Raw genomic sequence first — 21,392 nt, 5'->3', positions numbered from 1 at the left:
CCGGCATGTCCTACGCGTGGGCCGAAAGAGACAGCGCAAATACGGTGTTTGCAACTGCAATCAGGGTCAGTTTCATACGACTTTTTCTTGAGGATTGATGGGCTCAACTGAGAGGTGCCGGCGACGCATCAGTCGATAGGCTGCCGGAATGACAAACAGCGACAGCAAGGGCGCGGTAATCATGCCTCCAACCATGGGTGCCGCAATTCGGCTCATCACCTCGCTGCCGGTCCCGCTGCCCAGCAAAATGGGTAACAAGCCAGCAATGATGACAGCCACAGTCATGGCTTTGGGCCGAACGCGCTGGACAGCGCCTTCACGAATCGCGGCCATCAGCCCGTGCTCGGTCCTATCGCCGAGGTCTTCACGCTCAGCCCAGGCGTTCTTCAGATAAAGCAGCATAATTACGCCAAATTCGGCAGAAACACCGGCCAAAGCGATAAAGCCGACACCAGTGGCGACCGACAGGTTGAATCCCAATAGATAGAGAAACCATACCCCACCAGTCAGTGCGAATGGCAGAGTGGCCATGATCAGCAAGGCCTCATCGAAGCGAGCAAAGGTTAAATAAAGCAGCACGAAGATGATCAACAGCGTGGCAGGCACCACCAGCTTGAGTCGTGCGTTGGCCCTTTCGAGAAATTCGAACTGTCCTGCGTAGCTCAGGCTCATACCAGGCTGCAACTTAACCTGCTCGCTGACGACCCGTCGTAGATCGGCGACTACCGAAGCAATATCCCGTCCCCGCACGTCGATATACACCCAGCCTGAAGGTCGGGCGTTCTCACTCTTAAGCATCGGCGGACCATCGCTGACCTTGATCTTCGCAACGGTGCCAAGAGTGATCTGGCTGCCTAGAGGGGTATAGATAGGTAACTGCTCCAGAGCGCCGAGTGAATCCCGCCACTCACGAGGGTAACGTACGTTAATTGGGAAACGAGCCAACCCTTCAATCGTCTCCCCGACGTTTTCACCGCCGATTGCGCCGGCCACGATCGATTGCACATCGGCAATATTTAACCCATAGCGGGCCGCAGCTTTACGATCGATATCCACATCAATATAGCGGCCACCGGTCAGTCGTTCGGCCAACGCTGAACTCACACCTGAGACATCCTTGGCAACACGTTCGATGGCTTGGGTGACGGCATCGATCTCCGTCAGGTTGGTACCGGCAACCTTCACACCAATAGGGCTTTTTATGCCAGTGGCCAGCATGTCGATGCGGTTACGAATCGGCGGTATCCAGATGTTGGTCAATCCTGGGACACGCACCGCTTGGTCTAGCTCCTCAACGAGCTTTTCCTGGGTCATGCCTGGGCGCCACTGTTCGTGTGGTTTGAATTGGATGGTGGTTTCGAACATTTCCAAAGGTGCTGGGTCAGTCGCGGTTTCAGCGCGGCCGGCTTTGCCGAAAACGTGTTCGACCTCTGGAACTGTCTTTATCAGACGGTCAGTCTGTTGAAGCAGTTGCGCGGCCTTCTGCGCCGATAATCCAGGCAGAGCTGATGGCATATAGAGCAGGTCCCCTTCGTCCAGCGGGGGAAGAAACTCACCACCCAGACGAGAGATCGGCCACAACGCGCTGACAAAGACTAGCAACGCAACCAGCAGCGTTATTTTAGGTCGATGTAATACGGCGTCCAGAGCGGGTTCGTAGATCCGGATCAACCAGCGATTTAGCGGATTCTGCTGCTCATTGGGAATTCGTCCACGAATCCAATACCCCATCAACACCGGTACGAGAGTTACCGACAGTCCAGCCGCTGCGGCCATAGCGTAGGTTTTGGTGAACGCCAATGGACCGAATAGACGTCCTTCCTGAGCCTCCAGCGTGAACACCGGAATGAACGACAGGGTGATGATCAGCAGACAGAAGAACAATGCAGGTCCTACCTCGGCAGCCGCTTCAGTCATCACGTGCCAATGACGTTCACCTTTCAGTTCCTCCCCAGGATTGGCCACGTGCCAAGCCTCGACCTTCTTGTGGGCATTTTCAATCATCACCACGGCAGCGTCGACCATAGCGCCGATGGCGATGGCAATCCCGCCAAGGGACATGATGTTGGCGTTGATACCCTGATAGCGCATCACGATGAAGGCGATCAGCACCCCAACCGGCAGGGAAATGATTGCCACCAGAGATGAACGCAGGTGCCAGAGAAAGATTCCGCAGACCAACGCGACGACGATGAACTCTTCGATCAGCTTGTGGCTGAGGTTTTCCACGGCACGATCAATCAACTTGCTGCGGTCGTAGGTGGTGACGATTTCAACCCCCGCCGGCAGACTGCTTTTCAGCTCGTCGAGTTTGGTTTTGACCGCCGCAATGGTTTCACGAGCATTCTTCCCGCTGCGCAGAATCACCACGCCGCCGACGGTCTCACCTTCACCGTCGAGTTCGGTAATGCCTCGACGCATCTCAGGCCCTAACTGAATCGTGGCAACATCGCCCAACGTGACCGGCACACTGCCCGCGCCCAGTTTGAGCGGGATGGCGCGAAAGTCATTGAGCGTCTTTAGGTAGCCGGAAGCTCGTACGATGAACTCTGTCTCCGCCATTTCCAGCACGGCTCCACCGGTTTCCTGATTGGCTTTGCCGATCGCCTCGGTCACCTCAGACTGCGTGATACCCAAGTTCGCCAACTTTAGCGGATCGAGCTGGACCTGATACTGTTTGACCATGCCACCTACGGTGGCAACTTCCGCAACGTTCGGCAGCGTCTTGAGCTCGAATTTGAGAAACCAGTCCTGTAGGGCTCGCAGTTGCGCCAGATCGTGCCCACCGCTGCGATCAACCAACGCGTACTGGAAAATCCAGCCAACGCCAGTGGCATCAGGTCCTAAGGCTGGCTTAGCACTGGCTGGTAGGCGGCTTTGTATCTGGCTCAGGTATTCCAACACCCGCGAGCGGGCCCAGTACAAGTCAGTTCCGTCTTCGAACAGCACATAAACGAAGCTGTCGCCAAAGAAGGAGTAACCGCGCACAGTCTTGGCCCCAGGTACCGAGAGCATGGTGGTTGCCAGTGGATAGGTCACCTGGTTTTCGACGATCTGTGGGGCTTGGCCTGGGTAAGGTGTACGGATAATTACCTGAACATCCGACAGGTCTGGCAATGCATCGATGGGCGTACTTTGAACCGCCCAGATCCCCCATGCCGTGACGAACAGCGTCGCCAGCAACACAAGAAAGCGGTTGGCCACCGACCAGCGAATAAGGGCCGCAATCATGGCTGGCCCCCAGAGCGTTCCAGACGTTCAACACGCAGACCATCGTCCGTCTGGCTAACAGCGATCCGAACCTTGTCGCCCGTTTTTAGGCCCTTCATCAGAGCAGGAGTGGCGAGAGGGAAAGTCATCGTCATGCCTGGCATACCCAATGTCTTGAAGGGACCGTGGGCGAGCGTGACTTCTTTGTCGTTGATCTCAACGATCTGACCATCGGCCTCATGCAAAGCGCCAACGGGCATAGTAGATGGCGAAACGTCCAATGAGCTTGCGACAACGCCCTTGAGACTGGCCTCCGAGTCGAGCAGGAACTGGCCAGAGGTCACCACTTTCTGCCCCTCTTCCAAGCCTTTCAATATCGCCGTCTTGCCATCGTTATCCTGGCCTAGCTGCACCTCCACCGGGCGATATCGACCAGCGTCTTCAGAGAGCATGACCAACGCACGTCGACCGGTACGAATGACGGCCTCGCTCGGCACCCACAGAACACTTTGCTCCGTTGAACGATTGAGGCTTACCTGTGCGGTCAAACCTGGTCTGAGTCGGCCATCTGGATTGGGTAACTCAACTCGAACGCGAAGTGTGCGACTGTCCGAACTGGTTTCCGGAAGAATCGCACTGACGACGCCCTTGAGCACAACTCCAGGGAATGCGGATAAACGCGCTTCAGCTGCTTGCCCTACTACGATTGACCCAGCTTCCGCCTCTGGTACAGCCACGGCCAGCCAGACACTGCTCAAACCATTAACACGAGCCAACGTCTCGCCTGCGGCCACCGTCATACCTTCACGCACACTCAGCTCTTGAAGCACACCACCAATAGGGCTGGTCAGCGTCAGGTTCGATTGAACTTTGCCAGTGCGCTCAACTTGAGCAATTAACGTAAGTGGCATTCCGGTTAGCCGCAGTCGCTGCCGGGCCGCTGTCAGCAAGCCAGCATCGCCACTACGCTTGAGGGCGAGAAATTCCTCCTGAGCAGCTGCCCACTCCGGCACCAAGATATCTGCCAAGGCGGCATTCGCTTTCAGCACATCACCAGGTGCGTGGGCATACACACGCTCGACAAAACCCGCTGTACGGGCCTGAATGACTGCAACGTCCCGTTCGTTGAAGGCCAGCACACCTACCACGTTCAGTGTCGAGGCAAATACGCCTCGACTGACACTAGCCAGTCGCACACCAAGGTTCTGAGTCAGGCTTGGATCAATTCGAATGGCAGCGCTGTCCCCCTTGGTATCTGCGTATTGAGGGATCATCTGCATGTCCATGAAGGGTGACTTACCCGGTTTATCGAATTTCTGTTGTGGGTACATGGGATCATACCAATACAGAACTTTTCGATCGGCAGAGGCTTTGGGTTCATGATCCGGTACGACACCAGCTACTCCGCTCATTCGCGGTTGGGCTAACCAGTAACCCCCGGCAACACCCAAGGCAATCGAGATGCCGATGATTAAAGTCCCTTTCCATAATTTAAAAATCATTGAGCGGACTCCCCGTAAGAGAAATACAGGCGAGCGCTGGTCAGGGCACGTTGCTCTTCAACGTCAACCTGCTTGAGACGGGCTTCGATGAGTTCGCGTCGGGCGGCAACAACCGAGTTCAAATCACCCTTGCCGGAGCGGTAGCTGGCCATCGTGAGTTCGACCTTTTCTTTAGCCAACGGCAACAAGCTTTCCTGATTACGGCTGACTGCACGATTGAGGCGCTCGTAGTCAGCCAACTCATCCTCCAGTTGCTGGGTATGCTCGCGTGACAGGGCTTCGCGCTCAGCCTCAAGCTGGTTTAGTTCGGCGTGCTTGGCCGCAATCTTGGGGTTTTGCCGAGAGTTAGGGAACAGCGGGAGATCCCATGAAAACTGCACGCTGACCATGTCACCGAATTGTTGGCCTCGGTGCTGATAATCGAATTCCCAGCTCCAGTCAGACTGCTTTTCCGCCTCAGCTTCACGGATCTTGGCTTGTGCTTCACGGGTCATCGGCACAAAAGCCGCTAATTCGGGGTGATGTTGCAGCTTATGGGAGTAACCTGAGGTCTCAATAGGCCAATCAGGCAAACCGCCTACCGGTTTGTCATCGGCGGCAGGGCCAATCCAGCGCTTGAGGGCGGCCCGGGCCTGTGCACGTTGACGAACTAAATCATCCTGCTGCTCAGCCAGTTGAGCAGCTTCCTGTTTAGGTGTCACCGCATCGGCGGGTTGGGCTCGGCCACCCGCAATCTGAGCTCTGACGGTATCGGTCAGAAGACGGTTTTCTTTGTAGAAGTCCTGGAACAACGCATCTTTACGCTCAACCGAGTAGCTTCTGATCCAGGCTAATGCCGTGGACTGTCGGACGTTCAGACGCGCCACTCGACGCTCGGCTGACGCTCGATCAACAGCCGCATCCGCGACCTCGATACGTGCTTTGCGCTTGTCGCTGTTGGGCATCTCCTGCCTAATCCCGACCACTTGCATGGTCATGAAGTCCTGGTCGATGCTCCATCTGTCGGGTCCACCAATGGGGTAGTTCTGCACGCCCAGCAGTAGCTTGGGATCGGGTAGTTCGCCGGCGGGAATGGCCGCGCTAGTGGCTGCTTGAATTTTGGCGTCTTGTGCGGTCAACGATGGTGCATTGTTTTCGGCCAGACGCAGCGCTTCATCGAATGTCAATGCGCTAGCGAAGCTCGGCAATGCAAGTACGCTTGCCGCCAGGCCGGCCAGGAAGGACCAACCTGTGCAACAGCACTTGGAGTTCATGTTCACGATTCCTGTGATGATCCACCGCGCGCTTCATAAGACATGCGCGCAGATATGCCATCCCGCTAACGCGGAATGAGGCTCAGTGTGGTACAGGAATCAAGTACGTGGGGGTCGCCATACCCCTGAAGAGGTTTGTACGAGCGGGAAATGGCTGGAGAATGATAGAATGAGAGGACTGGACAGGGTGATAGGAGGCTTGATGATCGATACTTGCAACATGCCGCCAGTTTTGCATTCCTGACCGGGCTTACAAGGTTTGCCATGCTCGGTGGGACTTTTCATGTCGTGGCAGCAGTCTTGCCCCATACCATCCATCATCGCCATGCCCATGGTTTTCATCGGGCATGGTTCAATCGATGTCTGAACACCCGCCATCCCGCTGAGGGGAAGCGCCAAGCTAATCAGGAAAATTAGGCAAAACCGCAGGTAGCGTTTCATGAGCTGGAGTGTAGACGGTGCAAATGGCCCTTACAATTCACCCTTGAGACTCCTTAGTCGGCCATCACCAACCGCTATGCCGCGCTCATTTCCATGACCGGGCTTAAAGTACCTAACCATGCGACTAGACAAATAATGATGACTGCCATTGAAAATTCGAGCTTCATGCTACGGCGCAAGGCATTGACCGCGACAGCATAGTCTCCATTTCGAACAGAACGTTCCAAGAGCGGGCTTAGGTGAAAACGGTTGAGCGTCGCTAATACGATCATCCCGGCAAAGAGCAGGACCTTCAAAAATAGCAACTCGCCATAAGTGCTGAGCATCACCTCATCGAGATTTGGCCCAACGATAAATAGGTAGTTCGCCACTCCCGTAATGCTGATGATCACTACAATCACCGCGCCGGCCGATTCAAACCCTGTCAGTACCCGAGCAAGAATTCGTGCTTCTCGCTCACCTTTCAGTGATTTCAAACGCAGCAGCAGGGCAAATGCCGCTAGCGCACCCAACCAACCGCCTGCGGCCAAAAGATGGAAGATATCGCTAATAAAGTGCCAGTAGCGACGGCTCCCCTCGTCCATTGCTCCGTGCCCTGTCCATGCCAGCGTCGCTAGCGCAATCGCGCCACAGACAGTGACAATCCAAAGACTCAGTGTTGGAAAGCGCTTGTTCAGGGAAACGCCAATAATGGCCGTCACCAACGCCCCTATTCGGACCATCCAGGTCAAACCGACGTCAGTCCCCATGAGAACCATTTGAAAGATATGGTGATGTAGCTCCATGAAACCCGACACGCCACTCATTGCTTTCGCAAGTAACAACATGGCGGCAAGGGACAGAGCTACACCTACAGCAGAAGTACTGTAAAGAAGCGACTCAAAATTCAAAACTGTTCCCGATATTCTTTCTTTTCCCCTGAGGCTATAAAGACCAAAAATTGCCAGTCCAAATAACAGCATCAGGTCGAAATAAAGAGCAAAGCGAACAACGATATTTAATGAGTCGCTCATGAATCATTTCACTTTGAAAGAAAAGTTGCCGGTAATCGGGTGAGTGTCCGAGGAAACGGCACGCCATTCGACTTTGTAAGTACCCGTGGTCAATGGCGATGCGGGTGTAATAACCATCGTCTTCGGATCACCGCCACCTGCCACGTTAGCTTTTACGCCCATAGGTGAATTCGGCATACCAGGCATATCGGTCATAATCAGCTTTGCACCAGAGAACTGAGTCGTTAGATTCTCAGAAAAGTGCAGTTCGATTTTAGACGGAGCCGCCGCATCCGATCCTTCAGCGGGAGTAGAAGAAACCAGCTTTGGATGCGCCTGAGCAACTGCACTCAGAAGCAAACCCGCAGTCAGCGCAACAGCTACGGTGGTAGTTTTAAGGAATGACATGCAAGACTCCTGACAGCAAAAGCTGTTGGTTCTAGGTTTTTAGGGAATATCTAGTTTTTTACTTTTTGACGCTCGTTAAAACCACTGACGAATACCTAGCAAATTCCGTGTTCTAGGGCCGGCTGGACAGGGAGGAATCACAAGATTTCCAACGTCACAGTGCGAGTACACGATGCCACATGAACGCAAACTGTTCGATTACATTTCAGTCAGCTTGGGGCGGGTTTTTGGCACTGATCTGCCCGAATACGGCGCCAAATACGCGACTTTCTTTGGAACGCTCCAAGAGTTTTCTCTCATCCAAAAACGATCCTATTGAGCTAACCACATGTTGCCTGCATACATATGAACAAGGTGTCTTAGACCTTTCTTGCATCAGCACATGGGAGTTCAATATGAAAGGCTGTTATTCCGTTTAACGACGTACACCATATTTTTCCGTCATGCGCTTCAATGATAGATCGAGTAATCGATAAACCTAGCCCTGCATTACTTGGACTTCCTTCTCTGCGAGCTGGGTCCACGCGATAAAATCGATCAAACAGCTTTTCAAGATGCTCGGACGCAATGGGCTCTCCCGGGTTCTCCACAGAGACTGATATTGAAGTTCCTTTCTGCCGAATATCGACAGTAATACACTTTCCTTCGGGGGTGTACCGGAGCGCATTTGAGAGCAGATTAGAGATGGCCCTGTCGAGCATGAGTACGTCACCTCGGACGCTACCCCTGCCTGTGACCTTCAGGTCGATCCCTCGCTCATCAGCCAGCAAACGGTAGTACTCGAGTAATTTCTCTACTACTGCTACCAGGTCAATCGGTTTGTTTTCATGTGTAATTAGACCGTTATCTGATTTCGCTAGAAAAAGCATGTCATCAATCATACGTCCCATACGTTTCAAGTCATCAAGATTTGAGTACAGATTGTCCTCGTAGTCCTCAATATTTCTTTTTCTAGATAAAATCACTTCAGTGTGAGTCATCAAATTGCTAACGGGTGTCCGTAATTCGTGAGCAATGTCCGCAGAGAAGTTCGATAAACGAACAAACGCATCGTCCAGTCTAGATAACATTGCGTTGAACGAGAGCACCATCTGCTGGAGCTCTTGGGGAACGGGACCTAATGGAATACGCTCTTTGAGCGATTTAGCTGACATCGAAGCTGCTACCTGAGTGACTAGGCGAATAGGTCGTAGTCCACTACGCGCTACCATCCAGCCCAGTGCAGCACTGACCAGCGCGCTTATCACCAGTCCTATCCAAAACCATCGTTCAAGCGTCTCGAAGAAGGCCATATGTTGAGTAACATCAAAGATCAACATCACTGTCAATGGCTTGTCCTGCCCCGTCACTATGGCTTGCGCCGTCACGCCTCGAAATATCTGCTCCTGGTCTCGCCACTCCCAGACATTGCTGTTTGTGACCGTTCGGAAGTCTTCAGGAACTACGATCGGACCTGGGTCAGCAAACAGGAGCTTACCGTCACCATCGATGATAAGAGCTGTCAAATCACGATGAGCACCAAGCAGTGCCTCCAGCTCAGGCTTAACATCACTGAATTGATCAATGCTGTTCAACCCAGTCAAAATTCTTTGCGTCGAGTGAAGCTTTTCGTTCAGCGCCTGCTGATCCAGCATCTTGAAATGATGCCGGCTGAGGTTGTTAAAACTGAGTCCAGCGACGGTGAGCACAGCCGTTACAGCTAGCATGAACATCAGGCTCATGCGCGTAGTCAGGGACATTCGCTTCATTCCGACCCCGTCCCCGAATCCGGCGCATCCAGCATGTACCCCATGCCTCGAGAGGTGTGGATAAGCTTGACCTCAAAATCATCATCAATCTTTGCTCTGAGCCTCCTGACAGCAACCTCGATGACGTTAGTATCGCTGTCAAAGTTCATGTCCCAGACCTGGGAAGCAATAAGCGACTTGGGCAGAACCTCACCTCGACGACGGAGCAGCAATTCGAGCAACGCAAACTCTTTGGCCGTTAGATCTATACGTTTGCCTGCGCGGATAACCCTGCGTTTGAGGAGGTCCACCTCCAAATCAGCCAATTTCATATGGGTTTGGGAGGGGGCAGTGGTACCTCTACGCAGCAGCGTTCTGACGCGAGCCAGCAATTCAGAAAATGCGAAGGGTTTGATCAGGTAATCGTCAGCCCCCAGCTCAAGTCCTTTTACCCGATCCTCAACTCGGTCTCGCGCCGTGAGGAAAAGCACAGGGACATTTTTTCCGGATGCTCTCACTTTCTGAAGTACTTCCCAGCCATCCAGCCCAGGCATCATCACATCGAGAATCAGCAGGTCATACGCCTCGCTCAAGGCGTGCTGAAGCGCGTCTTTGCCATTGGTAAAACGATCAACATTGAACCCCGCCTCGGTGAGTCCTTGCTGCAAATAAATACCTATTTTGGGTTCGTCTTCCGCAACCAGAAGTCTCATGGGGATGGCTCTCGGTATGCGTCCGGCCAACACACCTTCCTGACCCCGACGCCAAAGGCGATGGTGTCCACCTGATTTAAGTGGACACCATTTCTAGCCTTTATAAGCGGGTCTTTCATGCAGCCACAACGCCGTTCTTACTCCAAATCCTTCAAGGCCCAGGTCATTCAAGAGTGTTCCCAGCCCGGGGCCTCGATTGCCAGCGTTGCGCTGAGCCACAGCCTCAACGCGAACCTCGTCCATAAATGGATTCGAGTGCAAACGCAGAAAGCCATGGCGCTGCAACCTGCTTTCATTCCGCTGCCCTTGCAGTTAGCCGGAGCAAATTCGCAAGCCACGTCATCGACTATCTGCCTCGAAATCCCACACCCGCGCGGCACCGTGAAAGTGAACTGGCCGACCGAAAGCGCCGCTGCCTGTGCCACCTTTCTGCGAGATCTGTTGCGATGATCCGCATCGACGCCATCTGGCTCGCCACTGAGCCCATGGACATGCGCGCCGGTACCGAGACCGCGCTAGCCAGAGTGATCGCGGTCTTCGGTGCGGCGAAGCCGCACTGCGCTTATTTGTTTGCCAATCGCCGGGCCAATCGCATGAAAGTGCTGGTACACGATGGGATTGGTATTTGGTTGGCCGCACGTCGCTTGAACCAGGGCAAGTTTCACTGGCCAAGCCTTCGACAAAGCAGCGAAATGCAGTTGGATACCGAACAACTTCAGGCCTTAGTGCTCGGACTACCTTGGCAACGTGTTGGAGCCGGCGGTGCAATCACGCTGCTTTAAAAACTGTAATTAGCGTCTTGGCTGGCTGTCGCAAGTGGCCTGCTTTGGTAAAATCCACGGCATGACGTCCTCACCCAATCTCGATCAAATGACTCCCGACCAGCTACGTGCATTCGCTGCGCAGTTGCTGTCGCAAGTCGAGACCCTGGGCAAGACGGTTGAAACCATGGGCAAGACAGTTGACACCATGGGCAAGAAGATCAACCGCGATCAAACGGTGATCGAGAAACTGACCCACGAAATCGCGCAACTCAAGCGTTTGAAGTTTGCCAAGCGTAGCGAGCAGATGAATCCTGAGCAGGCCAGTCTGCTCGATGACCTGATCGATACCGATATCGCGGCGATTGAGGCCGAGCTTCAAGCCTTGCAAATAGCGCCAGCGACGACCGAGAAAAAGCAAAAGCCCAAGCGCACGGCATTGCCGGCGGAATTCCCACGCACGTTGATCCATCATGAACCGGACAACACTCGCTGCCCTTGTGGCTGCGCACTCAAGCGTATCGGTGAAGACGTCAGCGAAAAGCTGGACTACACACCCGGCGTGTTCACCGTCGAACGCCATGTTCGTGGCAAGTGGGTTTGCGATGACTGCGAAACGCTGATCCAAGCGCCCGTACCGGCGCAGGTCATCGACAAAGGTATCCCAACGGCAGGCTTACTTGCCCACGTCATGATCGCGAAGTTCGCTGACCATTTGCCGCTCTACCGCCAGGAATCGATTTTCGGTCGCGCCGGCTTGGCGATTCCACGCTCCACTTTGGCTCAATGGGTTGGAATGACGGGTGTGCAATTACAGCCCCTGGTCGATGCCCTGCGTGACGTAGTGATGGGACAGCAAGTCATCCACGCGGATGAAACACCGGTACAGATGCTTGCTCCAGGTTCGAAGAAAACCCACCGGTCTTATGTTTGGGCTTACGCCACGAGCCAGTTCTGCGAAACAGCCGCTGTCGTCTACGACTTCAGCCCCAGCCGCGCCGGTGAGCATGCTCGCAACTTCCTGCAAGGCTGGAAAGGTAAGTTGGTCTGCGACGACTTTGGCGGTTACAAGGCCAGCTTCGAACTCGGCGTGACCGAGATCGGCTGCATGGCCCATGCCCGACGCAAGTTTTTCGAATTGCACGCGACCAACAAAAGCCAGATCGCCGAGCAGGCCCTGCGCTACATCCAGTTGCTGTACGAAATCGAGAGCGAAGTGCGTGATCTGGAACCGGATTTACGGTGCCGAATACGACAAGAAAAAGCCGCTCCGGTGATGGATAGATTGCATGTCTGGATGATCGCCCAGCGTGATCTTGTGCCCGAAGGTTCGGCCATCAGCAGAGCACTCGATTACAGTCTCAAACGCTGGGCAGCGCTGTCGCGCTACCTCGATGATGGGGCCGTCCCCATTGATAATAACTGGGCGGAGAACCAGATCCGGCCGTGGGCTCTTGGACGCAAAAACTGGCTCTTCGCTGGGTCGCTACGTAGCGGAAAACGGGCGGCAGCGATCATGAGTTTGATCCAGTCTGCGCGGCTGAATGGTCATGACCCGTACGCCTATCTAAAGGATGTTCTCACGCGTTTACCGACGCAGCGGGCGAGTGAAATCGAGCTGCTGCTTCCGCATAAGTGGCAGCCGGTTTAATCACGCAAGATGTGATGCCCGGACGCATACGGCTCTCGAATAATTGTGAGGCTGAGTCTGCAATGAAATGCCTCTGCCAACCAGCAACTGACAGAAAAGTAATATTGGCTTCAGGTAGATGTCAGCGAGTGCTGTCTAGGGTTCGAGCATGAGTACTTTCTGGTGCTCGACCGACTCTTAACCATGAAAGCTAGAGGAGCCGGAAAACAAATCAAAAAGGAGCTTCCTCATGAACCGTTTAAAAGTCCTATTCTTTGCTAGTTCGATACTCATCTCAGCATCTGCGTTGGCTGAAGGTGGTGCAGATCGGATTATGGAGCGCATGGAAAGCCTGCGCGATAAAGCCGAAGCGACCTTGGTACAAGCTGAAAAAGCTCCTGAAGGGCAGCGCCATGTTCACATGGCCGAGCATATGAAAATACTGGGCGAGATCATGGGCCAGCTTCATCTAGATCATCCAAAAGCATCAATGTCACCTCAGGAACATCTCGCCTGGATGGAAAAACACGACGCCATGGTTGATGACGTTTTGAACCAAATGCAGCGCGAGCACAAACTGATGCTTTCTGAGAACCATCAGTAACCGAATAACTCCTACGGGGCTCTCTGAACCGCCCACTAGACACGGCGTCATCTGGGCGCCGTGTTTTCTCAGGAAAACTGACAGAAATGTAGTGTTCAAGTCAGTTAACGCTCAGCTCTATCCCTTTAGCATAGCTAGTATTTTCCACTGGCTCTCGAGGTCACCATGAAAACTAAGCTCATTACTCCAGTTATTGCGGCAATCACCCTACTCCTCGGCGCTACGGCGATGGCCAGCGTAGGTCATGGGAAAGAGGATATCGGTCAGCCTGGAGTCGCCTCAGAGGTCACTCGCACGGTTGATGTAGAGATGGGTGATATTTTCTTCAAAACTAAAAGCATCGACGTAAAGCCCGGTGAAACGGTTCGCTTTGTACTTCACAACAAAGGGGCGTTGCTGCACGAGTTCAATATCGGCCAAGCCGCTGCTCACGCGGCGCACCAAAAAGAAATGGCGAGCATGTTCCAGAATGGAACGCTTACACCCACCGGAACTGGAAAAATGTGGGGCAACATGGGCCATAGCATGGGAGGCATGAAGATGGTTGGAATGGAACACAACGACCCGAATAGCGTGCTGATCGAGCCAGGGGCAACCAAGGAGTTGATCTGGACCTTCAACAACACAACTGGACTTCAATTTGCCTGCAACGTGCCAGGTCATTACCAGTCGGGGATGGTCGGTCAATTTGACTTGAAGTAAGCCTGAACCGACCGCTAAAACCGCGTCGACGCAAGAGTTCGCTATGCTCTGAGGCAGAGATCAGAGCAACACGCTCACACACGGGGTCTAGATCATGGATAAGCATCAGCATCCGGCTGGAAGCACCTCCCCACCATTTTGGAGGCGCAAAACAGGCGTTGTACTGATCATGCTCATTGCGATCGGTGCCTTTTACGGGGTGCGGGAACATTTCACCCACGTTTATCCGTATTTGCCCTACCTCATCCTGTTGATCTGTCCATTGATGCATTTTTTTGGACATGGACATGGCGGACATGACCATGGCGATCAGGCAGGAACCAACAAGGAAGAGAAATAGCTATGCCCACTCCACCGAGCCACCACGATCACGGTCCCGCCCACGCTGCCTCACCCAATGACGGTGGTCTACGCGACCCGGTGTGCGGTATGGCGGTTATACCTCCAAGTAAATTTGGCGAGTCTTACCAAGGACAGACGTATCAATTTTGTAGCCAGAAATGCCAAGAGAAATTTCGGGCAGATCCAGAACGCTACATTGGTAATCATCCCAGCGCTGAACCCAGCAGCGCCGCTATAGAGCCCACGCTACAGGTAGCCACTGAGTTTACCTGTCCTATGCACCCGGAAATAAGACAGCCAGGGCCCGGCAATTGCCCTAAATGTGGCATGACATTAGAGCCCGTCATGCCCGCGCTTGATGACGATGACAAACCCGAGCTCCTGGATTTCACCCGCCGCTTTTGGTGGTCGCTGCCTTTAACCGTAATGGTGGCCCTTCTAGCCATGGCGGGTCACTCATTACAAATCTTCCATGGTTCGGTTCAAAACTGGATCGAGTTCGCTCTTGCCACTCCGGTCACCTTATGGGCAGGTTGGCCCTTTTTTGTAAGAGGCATAGCATCCGTTAGAAATCGCAGTCCAAACATGTGGACTCTGATTGGTTTAGGTACTGCCGCAGCCTATCTTTACAGCGTCGCGGCAACCCTATTTCCCCAAAGTTTTCCCACCACCTTCATGCAAGATGGACGCATCGGCGTCTACTTCGAAGCCGCTGCGGTCATCATCTCGCTCACCTTGCTTGGGCAGATTCTTGAGCTCAAAGCACGGTCACAAACCTCCGCCGCCATTAAGTCCCTTCTTGGCCTATCTCCCAAGACTGCACGCAGGATCAACGCCGATGGTCAGGAGGAAGACATTCCTCTTACCCATGTTCACTTGGGAGACCATTTGCGGGTCAGACCTGGTGAAAAAGTGCCAGTTGATGGCTCTGTACTCGAGGGAGAAAGTGCGGTGGATGAATCCATGCTCACTGGTGAACCTGTGCCGGTCATGAAAAGAGCAGGGGATAGTCTGATCGGTGCCACGCTTAATACTCATGGAAGCTTGGTGATGGAGGCGCGAAAGGTCGGCGCTGACACCATGCTGTCGCAGATAGTACAAATGGTCGCACTAGCCCAACGCTCCAAAGCGCCCATGCAACGAATGGCCGACTCGATCGCCGGCTACTTTGTGATGGCGGTTATCGCGATTGCGTTGCTGACCCTCATAGGTTGGGGACTGTTCGGCCCGGAACCCAGCTGGGTCTTCGGCCTGATCAACGCTGTCGCCGTGCTTATCATCGCTTGTCCCTGTGCTCTGGGTCTGGCAACGCCCATGTCGATCATGGTTTCGACGGGTAAAGCCGCCAGTATGGGTGTGCTGTTCAGAGATGCCAGTGCCATCGAAAACCTTTGCAAGATCGACACACTGATTGTCGATAAAACGGGAACCCTGACAGAGGGACGGCCGGTATTTCACAGTGTGGAGGCCACACCAGATTTCAACCCACGCGATGTGCTTCAACTGGCCGCTAGCCTTGATCAAGGCAGCGAACATCCTTTGGCACACGCCATCGTCGATCACGCCCGAACTGAAAATATTGCGCTCACCAAGCCTGAATCGTTTGAGTCCGGCTCAGGGATTGGGGTGAGTGGTCTCGTTGATGGCAAGAAAGTACAGCTGGGCAACACTGCACTGATGGAAGCTGCCGGCGTGAGCACAAAGGTCTTACAAGAACGTGCAGAGTTGTTGCGCCTTGAAGGCATCAGCATCATCTATCTAGCAGTTGACGGGGTCTTGGCAGGATTACTAGCGGTCTCAGACCCGATAAAACCGACCTCTAAAGAAGCAGTCACCAAGCTTAAGGCTGATAACGTAAAAATCATCATGGCCACGGGAGACGGGCTCACCACCGCACGTGCTGTCGCCAAGGAGATGGGTATTGAAGAGGTTCATGGTGAAGTGAAACCTCAGGACAAGGAGCGCCTGGTGGCGGACCTCCAGCAATCCGGTCGAAAGGTTGCCATGGCCGGCGACGGTATCAACGACGCACCGGCCTTGGCGCGAGCAGATGTGGGCATTGCCATGGGTACAGGGACTGACGTCGCGATGAATAGCGCGCAGCTCACGCTGGTAAAAGGCGACCTGATGGGGATTTTACGGGCACGGGCACTTTCGGTTGCAACGGTAAAAAACATGCGGCAAAACTTGGGGTTCGCCTTCCTTTACAACTCAATGGGTATTCCCCTCGCCGCAGGCCTGCTCTATCCACTGACGGGGCACCTTCTGTCTCCAATGATTGCTGCGTTAGCCATGAGCGTCAGTTCTGCGTCTGTAGTTTTCAATGCTTTGAGGCTGAGGAATACCCGAATTGAATGAGCGTAACCGATGCTCACAGCCCGCTATACATAACTCTTGACCTTACCGTGGTGTCAACGTTGATCTTGTTGTTGCGGTGAAAATAGACTGCTCAGCACAAGAGGAATAACCATGTTCGTCTTAAACGTATCAGGCATTGGTTGCGGTAGCTGCGTCAGCAAAATCACCAAAGCAATTCAGTCACTGGACAGCGAGGCTATGATTTCCGTGGATCGCGCAGCAGGTAAGGTAAGCGTTGAAAGCAGTGAAAACCCAGAGCAAGTCCGTAAAACTGTCGAAGCACTCGGTTTCCCTTCCCAAATCAGCGCCTGAGGCGCTGATTCCCTCGCTGGGTAAAGTTTATTATTCACCTCGCAGAGCTTTAAGTAGCCCCTTAAATGCTCCATTTAATCTAGTAAAGGCGGTTTCGAAATGAATTTCATTTTCCGTATACTTTGCGACCTCGACCTGTTGATCCACAGTATTTTGATCAATGGAAGGTTGGTTCGGCGTACTGTAAAGCAAAGCACCGCCGTGAATATCACTTACTAATTCGTTTACGGCAATATGTTTTGGGTTTGTTGTTTTTAAAGAGAACGGAGTAGCCAAACCTCCTTTTGTTTGGCTAGCCAGTACAGCAGAAAAGTCCAAGTCCCTGGCCTTAAAGTTAGGAGTGTCGGCATTAGCGATATTATTGCTAAGTACCTCAGCTCGTTGGCTGCGAAAACGTAATGCTCTTTCTGCGGAGCCAAGCGCTTTGTCAAAATTAATACTCACCGGTGGCCACCTTTAGTTACGCTGCCATTTAATTCCCACCTATCGAACACTCAAGTGCTTAACGTAGTGCGTCCGAGCCGATGTATGATTTCAGCGAAAAACTCAAAAAACGCCACGCCATCGTGCAGTGACCGGAAACTTACAACGCCGCACAGGTAAATTTTAGATGGTGGATGGAGGTTATGTGTCGTTGGATAGCTTAGACCTTACGGACTAATCACTCTGCATCTCAAGAGAAATATCGCAACCTGACACAACTGTAATATTGGCCTAAGCTTCCTGACAGGGGATGAGTCTTATAGTCCTATTGAGCCTCAAGCTCACCCCCTAGAGTCAACGACTGATGTGGATTCAGGGGTCACCAATAATCATCCGAGGCCCCCCAAATGAACCCTATCAAAACCTTGTTCGTCATCGCGGCTCTGACCGTCTCTTCTTTGGCTATGGCTGAAGGGGGTGGTGACCGGACTTTCGCACGCATGGAAGTGGCCAGGAATAATTCGATGGAATCGTACCGAGTAGCTCAAACGCAAAATGCCCAACATCCCGTCGCTGAAAGCAAAGCCAAGGCGATGGATCACAAGAATTGCTAAATAGCTAGCCCTCCAAGCTGACAGAAATGTAATCACTGCGGTGGTTTAAATGTGGCAATTTCTGAGCTCGCTTGCCGTAAGAGTTTGTCTTTTGTGACGGTGGGCAAAGCTGATCCGGGCAACTCATGATCGGTTGTTTCGCACGGCTTCCCTTTTGACTGATTGGAAATAAACGGCATGCATTCCAAAACCTCTAGACGGACATTCGTAAAAGGCTTGGCCGCTGGTGGCATTCTCGGCGGCTTTGGCCTTTGGCGCACTCCAGTATGGGCGGTGACAAGTCCAGGTCTGCCGAGCGTACTCACCGGCAATGAATTTGATCTGTTTATTGGTGAAACACCTGTAAACATTACCGGCTCGCCGCGAACAGCCATGACCATCAATGGATCATTGCCAGGACCTTTGCTGCGTTGGCGCGAAGGAGAGACAGTCACCCTGCGTGTAAAAAACCGCCTGGACCAAGACACCTCAATCCATTGGCACGGGATCATTCTGCCGGCCAATATGGACGGTGTACCTGGCTTGAGTTTCCATGGCATCGCACCCGACGGCATGTACGAGTACAAGTTCAAGGTTCATCAGAATGGTACGTACTGGTACCACAGCCACTCGGGCTTACAGGAGCAGGCAGGGGTTTACGGGCCAATCGTTATCGACTCGAAAGAGCCTGAACCTTTTCAATACAACCGCGACTATGTGGTGATGTTGACTGATTGGACCGATGAAGATCCTAGTCGCGTCATGGCCAAGCTTAAGAAACAGTCGGGCTACTACAACCACCATAAACGCACCGTTGGTGATTTTATCGACGATGTCAGTAAGCAAGGTTGGTCAGCTACAGTAGCTGACAGGAAGATGTGGGCTGAAATGAACATGAGCCCAACCGACCTTGGAGACGTCAGCGCAGATACTTACACCTATCTCATGAATGGCCAGGCGCCAAACGGTAACTGGACCGGTATTTTCAAGCCGGGTGAGAAGCTACGACTACGCTTTATCAACGGCTCGGCGATGAGCTATTTCGACGTCCGCATTCCTGGTTTGAAAATGACCGTTGTGGCCGCCGACGGCCAACACGTCAACCCAGTGAGTGTTGACGAATTCCGCATCGCCGTAGCTGAAACGTATGACGTGATCGTAGAGCCTGCCAGTGAAGAGGCTTACACCATCTTCGCCCAGTCTATGGATCGGACGGGTTATGCACGCGGAACCCTCGCTCTTCGTGAAGGGCTAGTTGCTCAGGTACCTGCTATAGATCCACGTCCAATCGTCACTATGGATGACATGGGGATGGGCGGTATGGCTGGTATGGACCATGGCAGCATGGCTGGTATGGGCGGCGCAGAGAAGACACCAGGTGACATGTCCGGCATGGCGGGCATGGCGGGCATGGACCACAGCAAGATGACCGGTATGGACCAAAGTGACATGACCGGGATGACCGGCATGGACAGCGGTGACATGACTAACATGGCGGGCATGGATCACAGCAAGATGGCTGGGATGGGCAATGGTGATATGTCAGGGATGGCTGGCATGGGTGGTATGGGTGGAGAAATGCAGACACACCCTGCCTCTGAAACCAACAATCCCCTGGTTGATATGCAAGCCATGAATCCAACGCCAAAGCTAAGTGATCCGGGCATAGGCTTGCGGAACAATGGTCGTCGAGTGCTCACTTACTCCGACTTGAAAAGCACTTTCCAAGACCCTGACGGCCGCGAGCCAAATCGTACCATCGAGCTTCATTTGACCGGTCACATGGAGAAGTTTTCGTGGTCGTTCAACGGCATCAAATTCTCTGACGCCGAACCGCTGCGCCTGAAGTATGGCGAGCGTCTGCGCATCACCTTGGTGAACGACACCATGATGACACACCCCATCCACCTTCACGGCATGTGGAGTGACCTTGAGGACGAGAACGGCAAGTTCATGGTGCGCAAGCACACGATCGATATGCCACCAGGTACCAAACGCAGCTATCGAGTCACCGCTGATGCCTTAGGCCGTTGGGCATATCACTGTCACCTGCTTTTCCATATGGAAATGGGCATGTTCCGTGAAGTACGGGTTGATGAGTAAAGGAGACGATCTGTGAGCACATACCGAAATCGTAATTCCCTCGTGGGTTGCCTCTTTGCCGCTGTCCTGCTGGGTGGACTCTCGTCCACGGTGCTGGCAGAGGAAAATGGCAGCGACCATTCAACCACTGTTCCTGTTACAGCAACGGACAAGCCAGCAACGGCAAACGATTCGAAGCTAGATCACGGGGCGATGGACCATAGCCAGATGAGCCATGAGTCGATGGATCATGACCAAAAAACCAAAAAGGCAGATTGAGATCATGACCAGTAAGTTTTTACGCCCAACGCTGATGGCACTTGCAGTCTCTACCGGTCCAGCATTCTTTTTCATGGCTCAAGCCGCTGAAGAGATGGATCCGTCGATGGCGATGCCATCAAGTGCGGACGCAAAGTCTTCAACTGCACAAAAATCCAAACCCGCCAAACCGAAAGATGCCGCGATGGATCACTCCAAGATGGACCACGGCTCAATGGGAGCCATGGACCATAGCAAGATGGGGGCTATGGATCACAGCGATAACGGGCAAATGGACGGTATGGAAAGCATGGATGGAGGGGCGACTACCACAAGCCGAACCCCAATCCCCGTACTTACCGACGCTGACCGGGCCGCCGCTTTTCCAGACTTACCAGGCCATGGTGTGCACGATAAAAAAATTAACTCGTTCATCCTCCTGGATAAATTTGAGTACCAAGACGCTGACAACGGTAGTGCGCTGGCTTGGGATGCAAAAGGGTGGATCGGCGGTGACGTCGATCGCCTATGGTTGCGTTCGGAAGGCGAACGTACCAATGGCGTAACCGAGAACGCTGAACTTCAGGCTCTGTGGGGACACGCCATCGGTCCTTGGTGGGATGTCGTCACCGGCATTCGACAAGACTTCAAACCTGGGTCACCTCAAACATGGGGAGCGCTCGGTATTCAGGGCATGGCCCTCTATAACTTTGAAGCTGAAGCGACTGCTTATATTGGTGAGAACGGTCAAACCGCAGCTCGGTTTGAAGGCGATTACGACATCCTGTTGACCAATCGCCTGATCTTGCAGCCGACCGCCGAAGTAAACTTGTACGGGAAAAATGATCCTCAGCGCGGCATAGGATCTGGATTGGCCAACACCGAACTAGGCCTGCGGTTGCGCTACGAAATTACTCGTCAATTCGCACCCTACATTGGTGTTAGCTGGAATCGCTCATATGGTAAGACGGCTGACCTAGCCAGCGATGAAGGGGAAAAGACAAACGAGGCCCGGTTTGTAGCTGGTATTCGGATGTGGTTCTGAGCGATTTGAGCACTAGCCCTACGAATTCAAATGATC

The 21,392-nt window shown here is 53.3% G+C and carries 21 protein-coding genes; 12 read left to right on the top strand and 9 right to left on the bottom strand.

What is annotated here, in order from left to right:
- Positions 1-72: 72 nt before the first annotated feature.
- From BLU48_RS01260 to BLU48_RS01225, 8 genes are all read right to left on the bottom strand, one after another.
- Complete coding sequence (locus BLU48_RS01260) at positions 73-3,231, bottom strand: efflux RND transporter permease subunit (RefSeq protein WP_008437418.1); 3,159 nt, start codon at positions 3,229-3,231, stop codon at positions 73-75.
- Positions 3,228-4,712, bottom strand: a complete 1,485-nt coding sequence (locus BLU48_RS01255) for an efflux RND transporter periplasmic adaptor subunit (RefSeq protein ID WP_008437420.1) — start codon at positions 4,710-4,712, stop codon at positions 3,228-3,230. The genes BLU48_RS01260 and BLU48_RS01255 overlap by 4 nt, the downstream gene beginning before the upstream one ends.
- Complete coding sequence (locus BLU48_RS01250; RefSeq protein ID WP_008437421.1) at positions 4,709-5,965, bottom strand: TolC family protein; 1,257 nt, start codon at positions 5,963-5,965, stop codon at positions 4,709-4,711. The genes BLU48_RS01255 and BLU48_RS01250 overlap by 4 nt, the downstream gene beginning before the upstream one ends.
- A 99-nt stretch (positions 5,966-6,064) precedes the next feature.
- Positions 6,065-6,406 carry a hypothetical protein gene (locus BLU48_RS32155; RefSeq protein ID WP_073844967.1) on the bottom strand — a complete coding sequence of 114 codons (342 nt, stop codon included), beginning with the start codon at positions 6,404-6,406 and terminating at the stop codon, positions 6,065-6,067.
- Between the two features lie 74 nt (positions 6,407-6,480).
- Positions 6,481-7,419: a copper homeostasis membrane protein CopD gene (gene copD, locus BLU48_RS01240; protein ID WP_008437423.1), complete on the bottom strand. Its 939-nt coding sequence runs from the start codon at positions 7,417-7,419 to the stop codon at positions 6,481-6,483.
- 3 nt (positions 7,420-7,422) lie between these two features.
- Positions 7,423-7,806: a copper homeostasis periplasmic binding protein CopC gene (gene copC, locus BLU48_RS01235; protein ID WP_008437424.1), complete on the bottom strand. Its 384-nt coding sequence runs from the start codon at positions 7,804-7,806 to the stop codon at positions 7,423-7,425.
- 359 nt (positions 7,807-8,165) lie between these two features.
- A complete protein-coding gene (copS, locus tag BLU48_RS01230; protein WP_008437425.1) occupies positions 8,166-9,554 on the bottom strand; it encodes a copper resistance membrane spanning protein CopS in 1,389 nt (462 codons plus the stop codon).
- Entirely contained in the window at positions 9,551-10,246 is a 696-nt protein-coding gene (locus BLU48_RS01225; RefSeq protein WP_008437429.1) for a heavy metal response regulator transcription factor, read from the bottom strand. Before BLU48_RS01225 ends, copS begins: the two co-directional genes overlap by 4 nt.
- Before the next feature lie 117 nt (positions 10,247-10,363).
- Here BLU48_RS01225 and tnpA point away from each other — a divergent pair, with 117 nt between their 5' ends.
- The 8 genes from tnpA to BLU48_RS01185 all read left to right on the top strand — a co-directional run bounded on the left by tnpA (position 10,364) and on the right by BLU48_RS01185 (position 16,955).
- A complete protein-coding gene (gene tnpA, locus BLU48_RS01220; protein WP_014335805.1) occupies positions 10,364-10,696 on the top strand; it encodes an IS66-like element accessory protein TnpA in 333 nt (110 codons plus the stop codon).
- Entirely contained in the window at positions 10,693-11,028 is a 336-nt protein-coding gene (gene tnpB, locus BLU48_RS32150) for an IS66 family insertion sequence element accessory protein TnpB (protein ID WP_014335806.1), read from the top strand. Before tnpA ends, tnpB begins: the two co-directional genes overlap by 4 nt.
- Before the next feature lie 61 nt (positions 11,029-11,089).
- Positions 11,090-12,658, top strand: coding sequence for an IS66 family transposase (gene tnpC / locus BLU48_RS01210; RefSeq protein ID WP_041476245.1), 1,569 nt, complete (start codon positions 11,090-11,092; stop codon positions 12,656-12,658).
- A gap of 229 nt (positions 12,659-12,887) precedes the next feature.
- The gene (locus BLU48_RS01205; protein WP_008437430.1) at positions 12,888-13,241 is read left to right on the top strand and encodes a co-regulatory protein PtrA N-terminal domain-containing protein; all 354 of its coding nucleotides are present in this window, start codon (positions 12,888-12,890) and stop codon (positions 13,239-13,241) included.
- A 165-nt stretch (positions 13,242-13,406) separates the two neighbouring features.
- Positions 13,407-13,943 (top strand): cupredoxin domain-containing protein, encoded by a 537-nt coding sequence (locus BLU48_RS01200; protein ID WP_008437431.1) that lies wholly within the window; start codon positions 13,407-13,409, stop codon positions 13,941-13,943.
- A gap of 94 nt (positions 13,944-14,037) precedes the next feature.
- Complete coding sequence (locus BLU48_RS01195; RefSeq protein ID WP_032899631.1) at positions 14,038-14,283, top strand: DUF2933 domain-containing protein; 246 nt, start codon at positions 14,038-14,040, stop codon at positions 14,281-14,283.
- A 2-nt stretch (positions 14,284-14,285) separates the two neighbouring features.
- On the top strand, positions 14,286-16,643 hold the full coding sequence (locus tag BLU48_RS01190; RefSeq protein ID WP_024073349.1) for a heavy metal translocating P-type ATPase: 2,358 nt from the start codon (positions 14,286-14,288) through the stop codon (positions 16,641-16,643).
- A 111-nt stretch (positions 16,644-16,754) separates the two neighbouring features.
- Positions 16,755-16,955, top strand: coding sequence for a heavy-metal-associated domain-containing protein (locus BLU48_RS01185; RefSeq protein WP_008437435.1), 201 nt, complete (start codon positions 16,755-16,757; stop codon positions 16,953-16,955).
- A 30-nt stretch (positions 16,956-16,985) separates the two neighbouring features.
- Here the strand turns inward: BLU48_RS01185 and flgB are convergent, their stop codons facing one another.
- Positions 16,986-17,399, bottom strand: coding sequence for a flagellar basal body rod protein FlgB (gene flgB / locus BLU48_RS01180; RefSeq protein ID WP_008437437.1), 414 nt, complete (start codon positions 17,397-17,399; stop codon positions 16,986-16,988).
- Between the two features lie 386 nt (positions 17,400-17,785).
- On the opposite strand from flgB, the gene BLU48_RS01175 reads away from it, so the two are divergent.
- From BLU48_RS01175 to BLU48_RS01165, 4 genes are all read left to right on the top strand, one after another.
- Positions 17,786-17,992, top strand: a complete 207-nt coding sequence (locus BLU48_RS01175) for a co-regulatory protein PtrA N-terminal domain-containing protein (protein ID WP_019821302.1) — start codon at positions 17,786-17,788, stop codon at positions 17,990-17,992.
- 177 nt (positions 17,993-18,169) lie between these two features.
- Positions 18,170-20,074, top strand: a complete 1,905-nt coding sequence (locus tag BLU48_RS01170; protein WP_008437439.1) for a copper resistance system multicopper oxidase — start codon at positions 18,170-18,172, stop codon at positions 20,072-20,074.
- A gap of 12 nt (positions 20,075-20,086) precedes the next feature.
- Complete coding sequence (locus BLU48_RS31585; protein ID WP_024073347.1) at positions 20,087-20,332, top strand: hypothetical protein; 246 nt, start codon at positions 20,087-20,089, stop codon at positions 20,330-20,332.
- Entirely contained in the window at positions 20,304-21,356 is a 1,053-nt protein-coding gene (locus BLU48_RS01165; protein WP_008437443.1) for a copper resistance protein B, read from the top strand. The genes BLU48_RS31585 and BLU48_RS01165 overlap by 29 nt, the downstream gene beginning before the upstream one ends.
- Positions 21,357-21,392 lie beyond the last annotated feature (36 nt).

This window comes from Pseudomonas synxantha (assembly GCF_900105675.1).
GTDB lineage: Bacteria > Pseudomonadota > Gammaproteobacteria > Pseudomonadales > Pseudomonadaceae > Aquipseudomonas > Aquipseudomonas synxantha.
This window is presented reverse-complemented; position numbering and strand designations above follow the sequence as displayed.

What these genes read in the sequence shown, in the direction of transcription:
- BLU48_RS01200 (WP_008437431.1), top strand. Translation starts at nt 13,407, where the DNA reads ATGAAAACTAAGCTCATTACTCCAGTTATTGCGGCAATCACCCTACTC.
- copC (WP_008437424.1), bottom strand. Translation starts at nt 7,806, where the DNA reads ATGTCATTCCTTAAAACTACCACCGTAGCTGTTGCGCTGACTGCGGGT.
- tnpC (WP_041476245.1), top strand. Translation starts at nt 11,090, where the DNA reads ATGACGTCCTCACCCAATCTCGATCAAATGACTCCCGACCAGCTACGT.
- BLU48_RS01165 (WP_008437443.1), top strand. Translation starts at nt 20,304, where the DNA reads ATGACCAAAAAACCAAAAAGGCAGATTGAGATCATGACCAGTAAGTTT.
- BLU48_RS01175 (WP_019821302.1), top strand. Translation starts at nt 17,786, where the DNA reads ATGAACCCTATCAAAACCTTGTTCGTCATCGCGGCTCTGACCGTCTCT.
- copD (WP_008437423.1), bottom strand. Translation starts at nt 7,419, where the DNA reads ATGAGCGACTCATTAAATATCGTTGTTCGCTTTGCTCTTTATTTCGAC.
- BLU48_RS01260 (WP_008437418.1), bottom strand. Translation starts at nt 3,231, where the DNA reads ATGATTGCGGCCCTTATTCGCTGGTCGGTGGCCAACCGCTTTCTTGTG.
- BLU48_RS01225 (WP_008437429.1), bottom strand. Translation starts at nt 10,246, where the DNA reads ATGAGACTTCTGGTTGCGGAAGACGAACCCAAAATAGGTATTTATTTG.
- copS (WP_008437425.1), bottom strand. Translation starts at nt 9,554, where the DNA reads ATGAAGCGAATGTCCCTGACTACGCGCATGAGCCTGATGTTCATGCTA.
- tnpA (WP_014335805.1), top strand. Translation starts at nt 10,364, where the DNA reads ATGCAGCCACAACGCCGTTCTTACTCCAAATCCTTCAAGGCCCAGGTC.
- BLU48_RS32155 (WP_073844967.1), bottom strand. Translation starts at nt 6,406, where the DNA reads ATGAAACGCTACCTGCGGTTTTGCCTAATTTTCCTGATTAGCTTGGCG.
- BLU48_RS01205 (WP_008437430.1), top strand. Translation starts at nt 12,888, where the DNA reads ATGAACCGTTTAAAAGTCCTATTCTTTGCTAGTTCGATACTCATCTCA.
- BLU48_RS01195 (WP_032899631.1), top strand. Translation starts at nt 14,038, where the DNA reads ATGGATAAGCATCAGCATCCGGCTGGAAGCACCTCCCCACCATTTTGG.
- BLU48_RS01255 (WP_008437420.1), bottom strand. Translation starts at nt 4,712, where the DNA reads ATGATTTTTAAATTATGGAAAGGGACTTTAATCATCGGCATCTCGATT.
- BLU48_RS01190 (WP_024073349.1), top strand. Translation starts at nt 14,286, where the DNA reads ATGCCCACTCCACCGAGCCACCACGATCACGGTCCCGCCCACGCTGCC.
- BLU48_RS01250 (WP_008437421.1), bottom strand. Translation starts at nt 5,965, where the DNA reads ATGAACTCCAAGTGCTGTTGCACAGGTTGGTCCTTCCTGGCCGGCCTG.
- tnpB (WP_014335806.1), top strand. Translation starts at nt 10,693, where the DNA reads ATGATCCGCATCGACGCCATCTGGCTCGCCACTGAGCCCATGGACATG.
- BLU48_RS01185 (WP_008437435.1), top strand. Translation starts at nt 16,755, where the DNA reads ATGTTCGTCTTAAACGTATCAGGCATTGGTTGCGGTAGCTGCGTCAGC.
- BLU48_RS01170 (WP_008437439.1), top strand. Translation starts at nt 18,170, where the DNA reads ATGCATTCCAAAACCTCTAGACGGACATTCGTAAAAGGCTTGGCCGCT.